This is a genomic window from Caulobacter sp. FWC2 (assembly GCF_002742625.1).
GTDB lineage: Bacteria > Pseudomonadota > Alphaproteobacteria > Caulobacterales > Caulobacteraceae > Caulobacter.
In genome coordinates, this window is record NZ_PEBF01000001.1 from 4,284,101 (window position 1) to 4,301,793 (window position 17,693).

Genomic DNA, 17,693 nt, shown 5'->3' on the forward strand with positions numbered 1-17,693 from the left:
GGGAAGCATCATGATCAACACGCCCTGGGGCCTCTTGGCCTACATCGTCGGCATCGGCGTCGTCGCCATCATCCTGGGCTTCGCGGCCGTGGTCGCCTGGCGGCTGGCCACCAAGCGCGGCGAGCTGGACGGACTGATCGCCGAGATCCCGTCGGAGACGGCGCTGAAGGCGGCCCTGGTCGCGGCCGTCACCGCCGCCGGCGGCCAGGCGCCGACCGCCGACGCCGTGGCCGCCGCCGTCCGCCGCGTGCCGGTCAAGGCCAGCCTGTCGCGCTTCCAGTTCCTGATCTTCACCTTCGTGGTAGCCGGGCTGTTCCTGCTGCTGTCGATCGAGGCCGGGGCCTTCGTCGAGGTGCCGCCGACCGTGCTGGGCCTGATCGGCATCAGCGGCGGCAGCTTCATCATCTCCAAGGGCATCTCCAGCAACAGCAGCGGCGGCACGGGCGGCCAGGCCAACCCCGGCGACACGACCCAGACCTGATCCCTCGAAGGGAGGAGACCGACATGATCCGCTCGCTCTTGGGCGCCGCGATCCTGGCGCTGGCGCCCGCCCTCGCCCTGACCCTCACCCTGGCCCCAAGCGCCGCGCGGGCCCAGGCCACGCCGCCGGGTACGCCGCAGAAGGGCGCCCGGGCCGATCCGGCCCCTGCGGCCTGCCTGGCCCGCTTCGCCCAGGTCGGCCTGCCCCGGCATCGCGGCGACGACGAACTGGCCAAGCAGATCCTGATCTGCCGCGACGGCTACGCCGTGTCGTTCAACAAGGAGACGCGCAATCCCGACTGGGTGATCGAGCGGCTGTCGCCCGCCGCCCTGACCGGAACCGCCAAGCGCGCCGACAACTTCCGCGCCGATCCAGACGCCAAGGGCTTCAGCCCGACGCCGCAGGACTATACCGACCCGGCCAATCCCCGCGACCGCGGCCACCAGGCCCCGGCGGCCGACTTCAAGTCCAGCCAGCCCCTGACCGACGACAGCTTCTATATGAGCAACATGTCGCCGCAGGTGGGAGCCGGCTTCAACCGCGCCCAGTGGCGGTTCCTGGAGGAGGACGTGCGCGCGGCCGTGCTGTGCGGCGGCCACCAGGACGTGATCGTGATCACCGGCCCGATCTACGGCTCCAGCGCGCTGTGGATCGGCAAGGGCCCGTACAAGATCCTGTCGCCGGCCGCCTATTTCAAGGTGCTGTACGACACGCAGCGCGGCCGGGCGATCGGCTTCCGCCTCGACAACAAGGCCTACAAGAAGACGCCGTCCGACAAGTTCATCGTCCCGATCAGCCAGCTCGAGGTCGAGACTGGCCTGGACTTCCTGACCGCCCTCCCCCGCCGCGACCAGAACATCCTGGAAAGCAGCAAGGGCAGCTTCTGGGGCCATGGGCAGGGCTGCGCGAACGCGGTGAAGGACTGACCCTTCCTGAACGGACAGAAACGCGCCGACGGCGCGGGAGACGACCATGATCCAGTTCGACATCAGCGTCAGCGGCGCGCCCCAGGTGAAGGGCAGCAAGTGGACCGCCAAGGTCCAGGGCTCGACCGAGCCGGCCTTCCTGGTGGGCCAGACCGTGGCGTTCCAGGACGGCGATGGACAGCATCGCGGCCTCCATCAGCCCAGCCTGAGCAAGCTGCCCAAGCTCTATTACGATCGTGAGGCGGCGGCGGCCTCGATCGGCCTCTGGGCGCACTTCATGTGGCCAACGGTCACCGCGGAGGGCGGCGGGCATCATCTGGTGCTCAACACCTATGACCGGGCCCGCTTCACCTTCGGCTTCTACCAACTGGCGGCGCACACGCCCAAGGACAACCTCATCCTGCTGTTCCGGGCTCTACTGAAGCTGCCCAAGGCGGCGGACTATTTCCCCGACCTGCATCTGCTCGACGGCAAGGTCTGGCGGACGGAAAACGGGACCTCCTATTCGCTCGAGACCGAGACCCAGGTCCATCGCCCCAACGGCAAGGTCGAGACCCAGCTGGTCGGGTTCATGAGCTATCTCAACCCCGACACCACCACGGCGGGCGAGGCCGAGGCCCGCAACGGCGCCAAGCTGATGCACTGGCTGCTGAACGACCCTCTGGCGATCGACGCCTCGGTCAAGGTCGCCTCAGGCATCATGCGCCGCAAGGTCCAGGCCGCGGCCAGCCGTTACGGCCTGGTCGGCAAGGACCCCCGGCTGGCCATCTGGACGTCCGACATCACCCACCAGGGCCGGGGCGTGGACAAGATCCCCGCCGCCCTGGCCAAACCCACCCTGGCGGCGCAGCTGACCGCCCTGTCGGTCATCGGCTCCGACACCTATCCGGCGCGCTGCACGACCGTCGCCGCCAAGATCGCCCAGTTGCACACGGAGGCGGTGTTCGACGGCGTCACCCTCGGCGACGCCCAGCTGCCGCTGAGGGACTAGGGAGGGACGAGGCTTGCGGCCTGGGGTGCTGACTTGGTTGCGCGAGGAGCCGACGTTGAGCTCACTCCAAAAACCTGAAGTTCGCCCGTGCGGCGGCGCTAATTGGCGTGGGCGCCGTCTGAACGGCTAAGAACGAACATCGCTGGACGACGACTGTGACGGCTGCGGGCCGCGCCACAGGTTGCGCCCGCCGATGAAGATGAGGACGCCGACCACGATCGGTATCCCCGCGACGACCGCCGCAATGACCAGCAGGCCGCCGGCGGAGCTCGGGTCGCTCTTGCCGGTCATGACCACGAAGCCGGCGGTGCATAGGCCGCACAAGCCAACGATCAGCCCGCCTACAGCCATCAACAGCGCCCCGAACAGTTTGGCGACCGGGCGTCCGCCGCCGCTCTCGTCCGTCATTCGGCCAGCTCCCCGCGACCGCGCCGCAGCGCTCCGTTCCCGGGCGCGCCGGGTCGATAGAAGGTGTTGTAGGTGTCGAACGGAATGATCCGCCCGTCCGGCTCGACGAAGTGGACGCACGAGCGCTTCACCGTGCCGAGGTCGAAATTGTAGCGGTCCAGGAACTGCGAGATCACCACGCGGAACGTGTTTTCGTATGATAGGTCCTTGGGAACCGCCGCCTCAGGCAGGCAGCAAAGCAGGCTGGCCAGCTTCTCGGAGGTGTCCACCTGCGCCGTCGACAGCGACATCAGCTCGAACATCCCTCGCCGCAGCTCCGGATAGGCCTCGAAGGTCACGGTATTGGGCACTGCTGCGACGAACAGCTCTCGTGGCAGCATGGCCGTGACAGGCATGACCTCGGCGCCGTTGCGCAGGCCGTAGCCGATACAGATCTGGTCTGGATTGCAGGGTAGCGGGATCAGGTCCTCCAGCGCAAAAACCCCCGCCTCAGCGATCCTCCGCCGGATCTGGGTCAGAACGATGCGGTCGCGTCGGGGCTCGAAGCCGTCGTTGCGGCCGGCGTCCTGGATCGGCTGGAAGGTGACGCCGCGAACGCAACGCCACGCCAAGGCGTGGCGCACGATGTCGGGGATCTCCTCATCATTGAGACCCTTCTTCAGGGTCACGACCAAGGTGGTGGAGATGTTGTTGCGTTCCAGCGCCTCCAGCGCCTCCTGGCGCACCCGAGTCAGGTCGGCGCCGCGCAAGGCCATCAGCGGCTCGCGCTTTAGACTGTCGAACTGCAGATAGACCTCGAAACGAGGCATGAACTTCGCCAGGCGCTCGGCGAAGCCTGGCTCGCGAGCGATGCGCAGGCCATTGGTGTTGATCATCAGGTGGCGGATCGGTCGCCGCCGCGCCGCCTCCAGAATCTCGAAGAACTGAGGGTGCAGAGTCGGCTCGCCGCCCGAGATCTGTACGAGGTCCGGCTCGCCCTCGGACTCTACCAGGATGTCCAGCATCCGCTCGATCTCAGCCAACGGGCGGTGGGCCTCGCGCTTGACCGAGGAGTCGGCGAAGCAAACCGGGCACGATAGATTGCAGGCCTCGTTCACCTCGATGATCGCCAAGCACGAGTGCTGCTCGTGATCGGGACATAGGCCGCAGTCGTAGGGACAGCCATGGTCGGTGCGGGTCTGCGCGTTCAGCGGCCGATCGCCAGGCTTCAGCCAGTCCTGCTGCGATTTCCAGTACGACAGGTCGTCGGCGATCAGGGTCTTCTGCACGCCGTGCTCGCGACAGCGCTTGAGGAGGAAGACCTCGTTATCCTCGGCGATGATCTTGGCCGGGACCAGGGCCAGGCAGTCTTCACACAGACTGGTGGTCTGGCCCAGAAACAGATACGGCGCCGACTTGCGCACGCTCGCGACGCCGCTCGCGCTGGTCGTAGATCCATCCATAAGCCAGCAACCCTAAGCACAACAGATGGAAGAGATTAAACGGCCCGATCAACTTGGGATAGGGCTTGAGGAACTCCCAGACGAACCTTTGCGCGCCGTAGGCCATGCACAGCGCGTAGAACCCGCGCCGCATCGCCCAGTCGGCGCGCACGGCCAGACCGCTGAGATAGGCGGCCAGAAAAAGCGCCATCGACAAGCTCTCGTACAGCTGCACGGGATGGCGCGAGACCTGGTCGCCTAGGTCCACGCCCCAGGGCAGACGCGTCGGCGAGCCATAGGTGCCGTCTGCGATCCCGGCGAAGAAGCAGCCCAGCCGCCCGACAACGACGCCTAGGGCGAAGGGGCCGGTGAAGACCCCGCCCGTCGAGCGTTTCACCCCTTTCACCGCCTTATAGATCTCCACCGCGACGATGGCGCCGACCAGCGCTCCGACGACGCTGTGCGACAGGGACGGATTGGGGCCTCGCAGGCTGTTCAGCGAACCCGCCATCCAGGCGCCCGGCAAGGCGCCCATTGCCAGGGCGACAAAGTAGCCGCCGCCCACACGGCCGGCCACGCTCTCGGCCAACGCCTTCAGGCGCCAGCGATACAGAACCACGCTCAGCGCCAACCCGCTCAGCCATCCGCTGAGATCGAACGCGACATGGGCGAAGGGCGAGGTCGAGACCGAAATCATGCAGCGACATGGCCACGTCCGATGCTCTTTCGCAATTTGGAGCACGAGCGCTGGCTACAAATAGGTCCGGAGCCATTCCGCGACGAGTCACGAGCCCCCTCCCGCCACTCTGCTGCCACTCCCCGTCAGCAGGCCCTCTAGCCGTGAGCCTCGCGGGTCCCTAACTTGGGGCCATGCCTCGCACCCCCAATAGCGGCGTTTCCGACGTCTCCACGCCCTTCGTCATGGACGTTGTCCAGGACGTCGCTGACGCGACCATGCCCATGCTGTGGACCCCGCACCGCCCCGCGCGGCCGGACAAGTCCGAGGGCGGCAAGAAATTCAAGCTCGTTTCCGACTACCAGCCGGCCGGCGACCAGCCGACGGCGATCAAGGAGCTGGTCGACGGCATCAACGCCCGCGACCAGGACCAGGTGCTGCTGGGCGTCACGGGCTCGGGCAAGACCTTCACCATGGCCCAGGTGATCGCCGCCACCCAGCGCCCGGCGCTGATCCTGGCCCCGAACAAGACCCTGGCCGCCCAGCTTTACAGCGAGATGAAGTCGTTCTTTCCGGAGAACGCGGTCGAGTACTTCGTCAGCTACTACGACTACTACCAGCCGGAGGCCTACGTCCCGCGCACCGACACCTATATCGAGAAGGACAGCTCCATCAACGAGCAGATCGACCGGATGCGCCACTCGGCCACCCGGGCGATCCTGGAGCGCGACGACGTCATCGTCGTGGCCTCGGTCAGCTGCATCTACGGCATCGGCTCGGTCGAGACCTATACGGCCATGACCTTCACCCTGACGGTCGGCGACCGGGTGGACGAGAAGCAGCTGATCGCCGACCTGGTGGCCCAGCAGTACAAGCGCAACGAGGTGGCCTTCGAGCGCGGCACCTTCCGCCGCCGGGGCGACACCATCGAGATCTTCCCCGCCCACTATGAGGACCGCGCCTGGCGCGTGACCCTGTTCGGCGACGAGGTCGAGGCGATCTCCGAGTTCGACACCATGACCGGCAAGAAGACCGCCGACATGGAGACCATCAAGGTCTACGCCAACAGCCACCACGTCACCCCGCGCCCGACCCTGCGCCAGGCGATCATCGCCATCCGCGCCGAACTGAAGGAGCGCCTGGCCTGGATGTACGAGAACGGCAAGCTGCTGGAGGCCCAGCGCCTGGAGCAGCGCACCAATTTCGACCTCGAGATGATCGAGACCACCGGCTCGTGCGCCGGCATCGAGAACTACAGCCGCTACCTGTCCGGCCGCCAGCCGGGCGAGCCGCCGCCGACCTTCTTCGAATATATCCCTGACAACGCCCTGCTGTTCACCGACGAGAGCCACCAGACGGTTCCGCAGATCGGCGCCATGTACAAGGGCGACCGCAACCGCAAATGGACGCTCGCCGAGTACGGCTTCCGCCTGCCCTCGGCGCTCGACAACCGCCCCCTCAAGTTCGAGGAGTGGGACGCCATGCGGCCGCAGACGGTGCACGTCAGCGCCACCCCCGCCTCGTGGGAAATGGAGCGGGCCGGCGGCGTCTTCGCCGAGCAGGTCATCCGCCCCACCGGCCTGATCGACCCGCCGGTCGAGGTGCGCCCGGTCGCCAAGGACGGGGCCAGCCAGGTCGACGACGTGGTCGACGAGATCCGCCAGACCATCAAGAAGGGCTACCGCACCCTGGTCACCGTCCTGACCAAGAAGATGGCCGAGGACCTGACCGAATATCTGACCGAACAGGGCATCCGCGTCCGCTACATGCACTCGGACGTCGACACCCTGGAGCGCATCGAGATCATCCGCGAGTTGCGGATGGGCAATATCGACGTGCTGGTCGGCATCAACCTGCTGCGCGAGGGCCTGGACATCCCCGAGTGCGGTTTCGTGGCCATTCTCGACGCCGACAAGGAAGGCTTCCTGCGCTCGGAGACCTCGCTGATCCAGACCATCGGCCGCGCCGCGCGCAACGTCGACGGTAAGGTCGTGCTCTATGCCGACAGGATCACCGGCTCGATGGAGCGGGCCATGGCCGAGACCTCGCGCCGCCGCGAGAAGCAGCACGCCTATAACCTCGAGCACGGCATCACGCCCGAGAGCGTCAAGCGCGACATCAAGGACATCCTCAACAGCCCCTACGAGCGCGGCGACCGCGTGCTGGTGCCGATGGGCATGTCCGAGACCGACGACCGCCCGTTCAGCGGCGACAACTTCAAGGCCGCGCTCAAGGACCTGGAGGCCAAGATGCGCGAGGCCGCCGCCAACCTGGAGTTCGAAACCGCCGCGAGACTGCGCGACGAGATCAAGCGCATGAAGCTGATGGACCTGGAATTCGCCAACGAGGTGCTGGCCGCGACGGGGGACGAGGTCGACAAATCAGCGCCGAAGCGCCTACGCGCGGAGATCCGCCAGGAGAAGGCGGAAGAGTTCCGGAAGAAGCGGAAGTAGGCGACCGCCCCTCCCCCCCTTTGGGGGAGGGGGACCGGCGAAGCCGGTGGAGGGGGTAAGCGCCCGCCTACCAGCCCTTCATCGTGTCGTAGTTGTCGCTGAAGATGATGTTGTAGACGATCCACTTCGCGCCATTGTCATAGGCCTGGAAGCGCATGAACAACGGCGCGCTCTCCAGCCGCGCCATATAGACCGCCACGACGAAGCCATCCGCCGGCCTGCTCGTCCCTACCAGCTGCCAGTCCCGCAGCGCCCCATAGTAGCGCAGGCCGTTCTCGGTCCCGGCGACGGCCTGCTCAAGCTCCGCCTGCTTCTTGCTCATCAGGGTGCCGGCGAAGGCCTGCGTGTAAGCCTCGGATACCTTGCCGGCCTTCAGCGACGTCATGAACGCATCGACCTTGGCCTGAACCGCAGCCGGCGGCGCGTCGGCGGCCTCGGCCGCCCGCGCGGCGACGGGCGCCATGCAGAGAACAGCGGCCGCGATCGCGGCGGCGGGGGAAACAAGACGAAACATGGATAGCGCCCTCGACTGAAGGCTCAGCTTAGGCGGCTTCGGGGGAGAGACGCAATCTTCGGAAGAGTCGACGCGACCGCCGACCCCTTCGGCGCTGGGGGTTAGGGGCGACCTAGCCCGCACGCCCGCGCTAACCGTCCCTCCGCCGGTGGCTAAAACTCATCCCAACCGGGATCCTGCTGCGACGCGCGACCTCCGCCCATGGCAGCGGCGACCCTGGCTTGCTGCCGCGCGACCGGGTTTTGGCCGGGGCGATCTCGTCCCGGCTGGGCCACCTGCGGTCGCCGCCCGCCGCGAGCGCTGGTCTCGAACTGGGCCACCAGCTGCGCGAGTTCCCGCGAGCCCGCCTTCAGATTGGCCGCGGCGGCAGTGGCTTCCTCGACCATGGCGGCGTTCTGCTGCGTGACCTGGTCCATCTGGTTGACGGCGGTGTTGACCTCGTGAAGGCCCGTGGCCTGCTCCTGCGAGGACTTGGCGATCTCCGAGATCAACCCATCGATCTGGGCCACCTTCTCCACGATGCCGGTGAGGACGCGCCCCGTCTCGCCGACAAGCTTCACGCCGCGTTCGACCTGGGCGCTGGAGGTGGCGATCAAGGCCTTGATCTCCTTGGCGGCGTCGGCCGAGCGTTGGGCCAGGGCGCGCACTTCCTGAGCGACAACCGCGAACCCGCGACCGGCGTCCCCCGCCCGCGCGGCTTCGACGCCGGCGTTGAGGGCCAGCAGGTTGGTCTGGAAGGCGATCTCGTCGATGACGCCGATGATCTGCGTGATCTGCCGTGAGGAGCTGTCGATTTCCCCCATCGCGGCGACAGCCTCGCCAACGACCTGGCCGGATGTCACCGCGTCCGCGCGCGCCGAGGAGGCGGCGACCGAGGCTTGCTTGGCGCCCTCGGCGCTGCGCCGCACCGTGGCGGTGATCTCGTCGAGCGCGGCGGCGGTCTCTTCCAGGCTTGCGGCCTGCTGCTCCGTGCGGCGTGACAGGTCGTCGGACGCCGCCGCGATCTCCTCCGCCCCGCTGCTGACGCCATCGGTCGACCCCGACACGGCGGTCATGGTCTCATCCAACATGCCCATGGCGGTGTTGAAGTCGTGGCGAACCTTTTCGAAGGCCGGGTCGATGGCCGCCTCGATCCGGTGCTTCAGATTGTTGCTCGCCAACTGCTCGAGTCCCTTGGCGACTTCCTCGACGGCGCGGACGCGGGGCGTGACGTCGGTCGCGAACTTGACCACCTTGATGACGCGCTTCTTGGCGTCGAAGATCGGGTTGTAGGACGCCTGGATCCAGACCTCACGGCCGCCCTTGCCGATGCGCTTGAACTCGGCGGCGACGAACTCACCATTGTTCAGCGTCTTCCAGAAGTCCTGGTATTCGGCCGACCGAGCCAGCGCCGGCTCGACGAACATACGATGGTGCTGGCCCTGAACCTCCGAAAGGGCATAGCCCAGAGCCTTCAGGAAGTTCTCGTTCGCGGTGACGACCTGTCCATCGGGCGTGAACTCGATCACCGCCTGTGCGCGTGAAATCGCCTCGATCTTTCCTTCGAACTCGGCGTTGCGCAGCTTCTCGGCCGTGATCACCGTCGCGACCTTGACCACCTTGGTCACGACGCCCTTCCCGTTCCGAACGGGATTGTAGGAAGCCTGAATCCAGACCTCCGCGCCGCCCTTGCCGATACGCAGGTACTCCCGCGCATCGAACTCTCCACGCCCGAGCTTGGCCCAGAAGGCCGTGTACTCCGCGCTGCGCGCATAGTCGGGCTCGACGAACAGGCTGTGATGCCGCCCTTTGATCTCGGACAAGGCGTAGCCCATGGCGGCGCAGAAATTCTCGTTCGCGGTGAGGATCTTGCCGGCGGTGTCGAACTCGATGATGGCCAGCGCCCGTCCGATCGCGGCGAGCGTTTGCGAAGATTCCGCGCCGGAAGAAGTTTGAATGCCGAACATGCTGCTCTCCGGGAGAGGGCGCGGCATCGCCTTGGCGTTGCTCGGCCTTCAAAGGTGGAAAATCTGCTAACTTTAATTTCCGCCGACCTTCGTACGCGCCCAGAATTAAGGTGATATTTATCCCAATTCGCCGCAATTGTTCCATAAGTGCAGATTCGTAGGCTCAGTTTGCAGCATAGGGCCTTTTGTCGCACATTCGGAACACGGATCAGCTTTAACGATTATTGTAAAAACACAATCCGGAATTGAGCTTTGAGCGATCTTCCACTTCTTGATCACGCCCTGCCACTGGCCTCGCATCTGATCCTGCGGACGACCGATCGCGACAGCTTGGCCGAGACCCTGAGCGACAAGTATGGCGCGGCGCTCACCAGCGCCGGTCAGGAGGACTCGCCCTTCTTCGCCCAGGCCAACCGCGTACAGGTGGGTGGCGTGACCCTGCACTACTGCCGCTATGACACGCCCGTCGATATCGCGTTCTCCGATATGGCCGGCGTCAGGCAATTGCTGTGCCTGACGAGCCAGGGGCGGATTTCATCCGGCGGCAGGCAGGCTCAAATCAATGCCGACGCGACGACGATCCTACCGCCGGACTCGTCGTTCCTGGCGTCCTACGGCGCTGGCTATCAGCATATCGTCACGCAGTTCGACGTCGAAGCGCTGCGCCGGAAGGCAGAGGCTATCGTCGGCTATCCGCAACACGGTCCGTTCGTCCTGCCCGTCCTGCAGGCGCTCGCGACCTCGACGCGCGTTCGCTCCCGGCAGATCTCCTTCGCCCTCGCGCGGATGCTGGCGACGGAGGCGGATATCGACATGCCGCTTATCGAGATGGGCCAGGCGCTGAGCAGCGCCTTCCTGTTGGAAAATCTCTCCGGCTTCGCCGATCGTCTCGCCGAGGAGCCGAAAAGCCCCTCGATCGCGGCCGTGAAGGTGCTTGAGGACTATATCCAGGCAAACTGGAACCGTCCGCTGACCGTCGAGGACATCGCCGCCGCCTGCGGGGTCAGCGTCAGGAGCGTCTTCGCCCGCTTCAAGCAGCACCGAGGGATCGCGCCGCTGACCTATCTGCGCGAGCTTCGCCTCGATCGCGCGCGTCACCTGCTGCTCCACGATCAAGACAACTCCGTCATCTCCATCGCCATGACCTGCGGCTTCTCCAGCTTCGGGCATTTCGCCCGCCGGTATCGGGAGCGGTTCGGCGAACTGCCCTCGACGACCCGCGCGCGCGGGCGGCCGGCCTAGGAGAAGGCGTTTCCGGGGAGAAGGCGTTTCCGGTTGGCGACCGAACGCGGCCAACCGGATGATCGTCAGCCCACCATCGCCGCCAGCCTGCCGCGAATGAGCGCCTCGGCCTCGGCGACGATGCGGTCGACCAGGTCCTTGACGGTCGGGATGTCGTGGATCAGGCCCTGGACCATGCCGGCGCTCCAGATGCCGCCGTCGGTGTCGCCCTTGGCCAGAGCATCGCGGCCGCGGGTTCCGGCGACCAGGTGGGCGACGTCCTCGAACTTGGCGCCGCCGGCCCGCTCGATCTGCACCACCTCCTGGCTGACGGCGTTGCGCATCACGCGGGCCGTATTGTGCAGGGTGCGGAAGATCAGGTCAGTCTGGCGCTCGTCATTGGCGACCATCTGTTCCTTGAAGGCCATCGGGATCGGGGCCTCCTGGGTGACGCAGAACCGGGTGCCCATGTTGACGCCGTCGGCGCCCAGGGCGAGGGCCGCCACCAGGCCGCGCGCATCGGCGATGCCGCCCGAGGCCAGCATCGGGATCTTCACCTTGTCGGCGGCGGCTGCGATCAGGATCAGGCCGGGGATGTCGTCCTCGCCCGGGTGGCCGGCGCACTCGAAGCCGTCGATCGAGATGGCGTCGACGCCCATCCGCTCGGCGCTCAGGGCGTGGCGGACGGCGGTGCACTTGTGGATGATCTTGACCCCGTGGGCCTTGAGGTCGTCGACATGTTCCTGCGGCTTGTAGCCGGCGGTCTCGACGATCTTGATCCCGCTCTCGATGATCGCGGCCCGGTACTCGGCATAGGGCGGCGGGGTCATGGCCGGCAGGATGGTCAGGTTGACGCCGAACGGCTTGTCGGTGAGGTCGCGGGTGCGGGCGATCTCCTTGGCCAGGGCTTCCGGCGTCGGCTGGGTCAGGGCGGTGAGGAAGCCCAGCGCCCCGGCGTTGGCGACGGCGCTGACCAGCTCGGCCTTGCCGACCCACTGCATGCCGCCCTGGGCGATCGGGTGCTCGACGCCGAACAGCTCGGTGAAACGGGTCTTGATGGCCATGATTGGGTCGCTCCCTCTAATTTTGGGAGACTATGCCGGAGTGACCTTAGGGGCAGGCAAGAGGGATCAGCGCCGCCCGATCCGCGCCAGCGCGTTGGCCCGGAGGATGGTGCGGTCAATGATGCATTCCTCGCCGTCCACCTTGCCCTGCTGGCCGTATTGCGTCTCGTCATAGTAGGGCAGGCACGCGGCGTCGCGGTCCTTGATCCAGGCGCGCTGCTCGTCGCGCAGGGCGAGCCTCTGGGCAGGCTTCAGCCGGGCCATCAGCGCCTTGTAGACGCGGTTGAGCCGGGCGTCCTCGGCGACGCGCGAGCCGGCGAAGCACTGCACCTGCTCCATGGTCGCCCCGCCCCGCCGGTCGCAGAGTTCGCGGGTGGTTTCGCCGTGCGCTTGGGAGGCGACGGGCGCGGCCAGCAGCAGCAGAGAGGCGATGGCGAGGACGCGGATCATCGGGGCAAGCTCCACCTAGGGAGCACCACCGTAGCCAGAGAACAGCGATCCGCAAACCTTGCCGACGGACGTCACATCCGCCGGATCAGGGCGCTAACAGGGCTTCCAGCGCCTGGGCCCGGCGGGCGGTGTGCTTGAGCTCGCAGGACGCGGCGTAGAACGGGGAGATTGTGCCGCCGGACAAGGCCCGGACGGTGGCGCAGTCGGCGTCGCGGAAGGCGATCCAGGCGCGCTGGGCCTTGAGCAGGGCGGCCTTGGCGTCGGGGTTCTGGGCCAGGCCGGCCATGTCCGCCGTGTAGGCCCGGTTCAGGCGCGCGTCCTGGACCTTGAGCTCGGCCAGGGCGCATTTGACGAGACCCGGCGTGTTCTGGCCGTCCGGCGAGTTCAGGCAGCGGTCGTAGCCGAGGCTGTAGCGGGGCTCGTCACCCGCCGCCGCCGCCGAAACCGGCGCGGCCATCAGTAGCGCCGCGATGATCAGTCCCGTCCGCCCCATGGCCGCCTCTCCCTCGCTATTGCAGGCCGGCGCGGCCGATGGCGTAGAAGCGCTCGGCGCGCTGGGTCTTCAGCTGGGCGGCGCTCATGTGCGCCATGGCCTTCAGCTCTTCCTCGACCGCGTCGCCGACGGCCTGGATGGCGACGTCCGCGTTCGAGTGGGCGCCGCCGGCGGGCTCGTCGACGATGCGGTCGACGATGCCCAGCTTGATCAGGTCCTGGGCGGTGATGCGCATGTTGGTCGCCGCGTCCTTGGCCCGGGCGCCGTCGCGCCACAGGATCGAGGCCGCGCCTTCCGGCGAGATCACCGAATAGATCGAGTGCTCCAGGATCAGCACGCGGTTGGCGCCAGCCAGGGCGATGGCCCCGCCGCTGCCGCCTTCGCCGACGATGGTGGCGACCATCGGCGTGCCCAGGGTCAAGCAGCGCTCGGTCGAGCGGGCGATGGCCTCGGCCTGGCCGCGCTCCTCGGCGCCCAGGCCCGGATAGGCGCCGGCGGTGTCGACAAAGGTGATGACCGGCAGGCTGAAGCGCTCGGCCATGTCCATCAGGCGCACGGCCTTGCGATAGCCCTCGGGGCGAGCCATGCCGAAATTGTGCTTCAGGCGCGTGGTCGTATCGTGGCCCTTCTCGTGGCCCATGACCACAACCGGCTGGCCCCGGAAGCGGCCGAGGCCCCCGACAATGGCCTGGTCGTCGGCGAACTTGCGGTCGCCGCGCAGCTCGACGAACTCGTCGATCAGGCCCGCGACATAGTCGCGCAGGTGCGGCCGCTGCGGGTGCCGGGCGACCATGGTCTTCTGCCAGGCGTCGAGATTGGCGTAGGCCTCCTTGCGAAGCGTCTGCGCACGGTCGCGCAGCGCCTGGATCTCGAGGTCGAACGCGCCTGGTCCAGCGGTCTCGGAGAGCTTGCTCAGCTCCTCGATCTTGCTTTCCAGATCAGCGATTGGGCGTTCGAAATCGAGATAATGGGCGGCCATGGACTCTTAAACGTCGCCGTTGATGAAAGGGTGCGAACCTAGTGGCGGAATGCCCGGAGGGAAAGAGGCCAGATTCCGGCGAGGAACCGCCGCGAATCCGACGTGTTTTATCCACAGGCTGACTAGTGCGGTTCACAGGTGAGTCTCGAATCGAGACTCTCTCCCCTGGTGAATCGCGACATAGAGTCCTATGTTCATATGTAGCAGGTCGCGGAAGACGACTTGCGCCCCGCGGCCCCCGCCATCGAACGTGCGCGGCCCCGCCTGTAGAGAGTGCGTAGCGCCCATGCAGGTGTTCACCTTTTTCTGTGTCGAATCCGACGGCTCTGTGCCGCGTTTCGACGTCACGCCCTGCGCCGACGACTCGGCGGCGCGCGCGAGAGCTTTCGAGCTACTCGACATGCACCACCGCTGTGACTTCGTGGAAGTCTGGCGCGGATCGCAGCGGGTGTTCGACGTCAGCCCCCTGCGCGCGGTGGCCGCCTAGGTCTCCCCAGATCAAATTCTTGGAGCGATGAATTATTGCATCGCAACTTGAGCGCGCCTAAGCTTCACGTCCGGTAGGGATCCAAAACGGACCCCGCTTACCGGAAGGCCGCTTCATGGACGCTATCGTCCGCCCCGCGCCGCTTATTCCCCCCGCCCCGAAGGTCCACGCCAAGCCGCTGGGCCTCACCCCGCTGGGACAGCTGCGCGTGGCCTGGGAAATGGGCCGCAGCCTGATCGGGGCCTATTGCGAAGAGGACTATGAGAGCCTCGCCGCGCCCTACATGTTCATGGGCCAGCCGGGCCTGTTCCTGAACGACCCCGCCGGCGTCCGCCACGTGCTGACCTCCCCGAAATACGCCCGCCCCGTGAAGGCCGCCCGCTCGCTGAAGCCGCTGGTCGGCGAGGGCGTGCTGATGTCCGAGGGCGAGACCTGGCGGCGGCAGCGCAAGAGCCTCGCGCCCGTCTTCACCCCGGCCGCGATCGGCGGCCTGCTGCCCCACTTCGTCGCCGCCGGCGCGGGTCTCGCGGAAGGGCTGGAGGGCCGTGACCGCGCCAACCTGGCCCAGGACTTCCACCGCGCCACCTTGGACGCGGTGCTGCGGGCCCTGTTTTCGCGCCGCGCCGACACGGAAGGCGCCGTGCTGGCGGATCTGGCCCGCCGCTACATGGAGGGGCCGGCCCACTTCAACCTGATGGACTTCGTCGCCAAGGGCGCCGACGACCTGCTGTTCATGGACGGCGCGCGCCATCGACTGGGCCGGCGCTGGTTCACGGCGGTCGACGCCCTGATCGAGGAGCGGCGGGCCGCGCCGCATCTGGACGTCCGCGACCTGCTCGACCGCCTGCTGGCCGCGCGGAACGAGGACGGCTCGCCCCTGCCCGACCAGGAGATCCGCGACCAGTGCAGCTCGATGCTGGCGGCCGGTTTCGAGACCACCTCGCGGCTGCTGTTCTGGGCGACCTATCTGCTGGCCCTGGATCCAGTCACCCAAGACCGCGTCCGCGCCGAGGTGCTGGCCTTCCCGGCCGAGCGAGTGGCCAGCCTGGACGACCTGAAGCATTGGCCGCTGCTGCGCTCGGTGCTGTTCGAGACCCTGCGGCTCTATCCGACCGCGCCGCTCATCGCCCGCCAGGCGCTGGAGGCCGACGTGGTCTCGGGCTGCGACGTCGTCCCCGGCTGCATGGTCACCATCAGCCCGTGGGTGGTGCACCGGCACCGCAGGCTGTGGGACGCCCCGACCGCCTTCAAGCCCGAGCGGTTCATCGACCAGGCCCACCCGTGGGGCCTGGAGGCCTTCCTGCCGTTCGGAGCCGGACCGCGCGTCTGTATCGGCGCGGGCTTCGCCCTGGCCGAGGCGCAGATCGTGCTGGCCAGCGTCCTGGCGCGGTTCAAGGTGTCGATGGCCAGCGACCGACCCGTCCTGCCCCGCGCCTCGATCACCCTGGGGCCGGACCACGAGCCGGACTTCCGCCTGGAGCGGATCGTACAAGCCCGGCCTTGATCGGCGGGGCAGGAAGCGCCAGCTTCCGACCACCGCTCTGCAAGGATCCCCACCATGACCGAAGTCGCCCAGACCCGCCCGTTCGCCACCGCCACGGACAGCGGCACGGGGGCCTTGCAGACCTTCGTCACCGCCGGCCCCTCGACCATTGTCGCGGATGTCTCGGCGGCTCAGGGCGGCCTGGACCTCGGTCCCGACCCGCACGAGCTGGTCGCCGCGGGCCTTGCGGCCTGCACCACCATGACCCTACGCCTCTACGCCAATCGCAAGAACTGGGAGGTCAGCGGCCTGCACGTCGAGGTGTTCTCGCACTACGACGCCGACAAGACCCCGCCGGAGCGCTTCGAGCGGGTGATCAGCCTGGAGGGCAACCTCAACGAAGAACAGCGCGAGCGCCTGTTCGAGATCGCCGAGAAGTGCCCCATCCACAAGCTGCTGACGGCCGGCGCGCGGGTGGTGACGACGGTGGCGGATCAGGACTGATTGCTTCTCCCTTCCCCCTTGATGGGGGAAGGGTCGGGGATGGGGGTGATGCTGAGCCGGATGCCGCGTCCGGCATCAGCCGCCGTAGTCACCCCCACCCCTGCCCCTCCCCCATCAAGGGGGAGGGAACGCGCTTTATCTAAAACCCGTACAGCGCCTTGTACTCCGGATCCTTGCCCGCGATCTGACGAGCGCAATCCACCATCACCTTGGCCTGCTTCCACGTCGCGTCGTCCTGCATCTTGCCGTCGATCATCGCCACGCCCGTGCCGTCGGGCATGGCCTCCAGGATCTTGCGCGCGAAGGCCACCTCGGCCGGATCCGGGCTGAACACCCGCTTGGCGACCTCGATCTGGCTGGGATGCAGGCTCCAGGCCCCGGCGCAGCCCATCAGGAAGGCGTTGCGGAACTGCTGCTCGCAGGCGACCGGATCGTCGATCGCCCCGAACGGGCCGTAGAACGGCTTGATGCCATGGGCCGCGCAGGCGTCGACCATCTTGGCGAAGGTGTAGTGCCACAGGTCCTGCTGCACCGAGGCGCGGACTGAACCATCCGTATGCGGATCCTCGATGACGCGGTAGCCGGGATGGCCCCCGCCGACCCGCGTCGTCTTCATCGCCCGGCTGGCCGCGAGGTCGGCCGGACCCAGCGAAATCCCCTGCATCCGAGGGCTGGCGGCGGCGATGGCTTCGACATTCATCACCCCCTCGGCCGTCTCCAGGATGGCGTGCAGCAGGATCGGCCGCGTGACGCCGTGCTTGGCCTCCAGCGAGGCCAGCAACTGGTCCATGTAGAAGATATCCCACGGCCCCTCGACCTTGGGGACCATGATCACGTCGATCTTGTCGCCGGCCTTCTCGACGATGGTGCTGATCTCGTCCAGGTGCCAGGGCGAGTTCAGGCAGTTGATCCGCGTCCAGAAGCCGACGCCCAGGGCCTTGAAGTCGACTTCGCGCGACATCGCCACCAGGCCTGCCAGGGCCGCGCCCTTGGCGTCGGCGGGGATGGCGTCTTCCAGATTGGCCAGGATGACGTCGACGGTGGGAGCGATCTCGGGGATCTTGGCCCGGACCTTGTCCAGGTGCGGCGGCACGAAGTGGATCATCCGCTCCACGCGGGCCGGCAACTCGCGATAGGGCGCGGGCGCGCCGATCGCCAAGGGTTTGAAAAAGCCGCGTGCGGTTTTCATCTGATCG

The 17,693-nt window shown here is 67.2% G+C and carries 18 protein-coding genes; 8 read left to right on the forward strand and 10 right to left on the reverse strand.

From position 1 onward, the window contains the following. The first annotated feature begins 10 nt into the window (after nt 1-10). The 3 genes from CSW62_RS20340 to CSW62_RS20350 are packed head-to-tail and all read left to right on the forward strand — an operon-like array spanning nt 11 to nt 2,398. Nucleotides 11-481, forward strand: coding sequence for a hypothetical protein (locus tag CSW62_RS20340; protein WP_099580982.1), 471 nt, complete (start codon nt 11-13; stop codon nt 479-481). A 23-nt stretch (nt 482-504) separates the two neighbouring features. Beyond that, nucleotides 505-1,407 carry a DNA/RNA non-specific endonuclease gene (locus CSW62_RS20345; protein WP_099580984.1) on the forward strand — a complete coding sequence of 301 codons (903 nt, stop codon included), beginning with the start codon at nt 505-507 and terminating at the stop codon, nt 1,405-1,407. Between the two features lie 46 nt (nt 1,408-1,453). Then, nucleotides 1,454-2,398 (forward strand): hypothetical protein, encoded by a 945-nt coding sequence (locus CSW62_RS20350; RefSeq protein ID WP_099580986.1) that lies wholly within the window; start codon nt 1,454-1,456, stop codon nt 2,396-2,398. Nucleotides 2,399-2,524: 126 nt separating this feature from the next. Here the strand turns inward: CSW62_RS20350 and CSW62_RS20355 are convergent, their stop codons facing one another. From CSW62_RS20355 to CSW62_RS20365, 3 genes are read right to left on the reverse strand one after another with little or no spacing between them, the layout of a single operon-like run. Further along, a complete protein-coding gene (locus tag CSW62_RS20355; protein ID WP_099580988.1) occupies nt 2,525-2,806 on the reverse strand; it encodes a hypothetical protein in 282 nt (93 codons plus the stop codon). Then, complete coding sequence (locus tag CSW62_RS20360) at nt 2,803-4,209, reverse strand: radical SAM protein (RefSeq protein ID WP_233206736.1); 1,407 nt, start codon at nt 4,207-4,209, stop codon at nt 2,803-2,805. Before CSW62_RS20360 ends, CSW62_RS20355 begins: the two co-directional genes overlap by 4 nt. Next, nucleotides 4,157-4,924: a prolipoprotein diacylglyceryl transferase family protein gene (locus CSW62_RS20365; protein WP_099580992.1), complete on the reverse strand. Its 768-nt coding sequence runs from the start codon at nt 4,922-4,924 to the stop codon at nt 4,157-4,159. Before CSW62_RS20365 ends, CSW62_RS20360 begins: the two co-directional genes overlap by 53 nt. A gap of 173 nt (nt 4,925-5,097) precedes the next feature. Here CSW62_RS20365 and uvrB point away from each other — a divergent pair, with 173 nt between their 5' ends. Then, nucleotides 5,098-7,356 (forward strand): excinuclease ABC subunit UvrB, encoded by a 2,259-nt coding sequence (uvrB, locus tag CSW62_RS20370; RefSeq protein ID WP_099580994.1) that lies wholly within the window; start codon nt 5,098-5,100, stop codon nt 7,354-7,356. 67 nt (nt 7,357-7,423) lie between these two features. Here the strand turns inward: uvrB and CSW62_RS20375 are convergent, their stop codons facing one another. Together CSW62_RS20375 and CSW62_RS20380 are read right to left on the reverse strand one after the other, a co-directional pair. Continuing rightward, complete coding sequence (locus CSW62_RS20375; protein WP_099580996.1) at nt 7,424-7,870, reverse strand: hypothetical protein; 447 nt, start codon at nt 7,868-7,870, stop codon at nt 7,424-7,426. Between the two features lie 152 nt (nt 7,871-8,022). After that, entirely contained in the window at nt 8,023-9,816 is a 1,794-nt protein-coding gene (locus CSW62_RS20380; RefSeq protein WP_099580999.1) for a methyl-accepting chemotaxis protein, read from the reverse strand. A gap of 252 nt (nt 9,817-10,068) precedes the next feature. Between CSW62_RS20380 and CSW62_RS20385 the strand changes: the two genes are divergently transcribed. Continuing rightward, nucleotides 10,069-11,058, forward strand: a complete 990-nt coding sequence (locus CSW62_RS20385; protein WP_099581001.1) for an AraC family transcriptional regulator — start codon at nt 10,069-10,071, stop codon at nt 11,056-11,058. A gap of 65 nt (nt 11,059-11,123) precedes the next feature. On the opposite strand, the gene CSW62_RS20390 is transcribed toward CSW62_RS20385, so the two are convergent. The 4 genes from CSW62_RS20390 to CSW62_RS20405 form a co-directional block, all read right to left on the reverse strand. Further along, entirely contained in the window at nt 11,124-12,101 is a 978-nt protein-coding gene (locus CSW62_RS20390; protein WP_099581003.1) for a nitronate monooxygenase family protein, read from the reverse strand. A gap of 66 nt (nt 12,102-12,167) precedes the next feature. Next, on the reverse strand, nt 12,168-12,551 hold the full coding sequence (locus tag CSW62_RS20395; RefSeq protein ID WP_199170653.1) for a lysozyme inhibitor LprI family protein: 384 nt from the start codon (nt 12,549-12,551) through the stop codon (nt 12,168-12,170). Between the two features lie 85 nt (nt 12,552-12,636). After that, on the reverse strand, nt 12,637-13,044 hold the full coding sequence (locus tag CSW62_RS20400) for a lysozyme inhibitor LprI family protein (RefSeq protein ID WP_099581005.1): 408 nt from the start codon (nt 13,042-13,044) through the stop codon (nt 12,637-12,639). A 16-nt stretch (nt 13,045-13,060) separates the two neighbouring features. Next, nucleotides 13,061-14,023, reverse strand: a complete 963-nt coding sequence (locus CSW62_RS20405; RefSeq protein WP_099581007.1) for an acetyl-CoA carboxylase carboxyltransferase subunit alpha — start codon at nt 14,021-14,023, stop codon at nt 13,061-13,063. A gap of 286 nt (nt 14,024-14,309) precedes the next feature. Between CSW62_RS20405 and CSW62_RS20410 the strand changes: the two genes are divergently transcribed. The 3 genes from CSW62_RS20410 to CSW62_RS20420 all read left to right on the forward strand — a co-directional run bounded on the left by CSW62_RS20410 (nt 14,310) and on the right by CSW62_RS20420 (nt 16,497). After that, the gene (locus CSW62_RS20410) at nt 14,310-14,510 is read left to right on the forward strand and encodes a hypothetical protein (RefSeq protein ID WP_099581009.1); all 201 of its coding nucleotides are present in this window, start codon (nt 14,310-14,312) and stop codon (nt 14,508-14,510) included. A gap of 115 nt (nt 14,511-14,625) precedes the next feature. Then, nucleotides 14,626-16,014 carry a cytochrome P450 gene (locus tag CSW62_RS20415; RefSeq protein WP_099581012.1) on the forward strand — a complete coding sequence of 463 codons (1,389 nt, stop codon included), beginning with the start codon at nt 14,626-14,628 and terminating at the stop codon, nt 16,012-16,014. A gap of 54 nt (nt 16,015-16,068) precedes the next feature. Beyond that, nucleotides 16,069-16,497 (forward strand): OsmC family protein, encoded by a 429-nt coding sequence (locus CSW62_RS20420; RefSeq protein ID WP_099581014.1) that lies wholly within the window; start codon nt 16,069-16,071, stop codon nt 16,495-16,497. A 139-nt stretch (nt 16,498-16,636) separates the two neighbouring features. Here CSW62_RS20420 and CSW62_RS20425 read toward each other — a convergent pair whose 3' ends face one another. Next, nucleotides 16,637-17,686 (reverse strand): CoA ester lyase, encoded by a 1,050-nt coding sequence (locus CSW62_RS20425; protein WP_099581016.1) that lies wholly within the window; start codon nt 17,684-17,686, stop codon nt 16,637-16,639. Nucleotides 17,687-17,693: the final 7 nt, after the last annotated feature.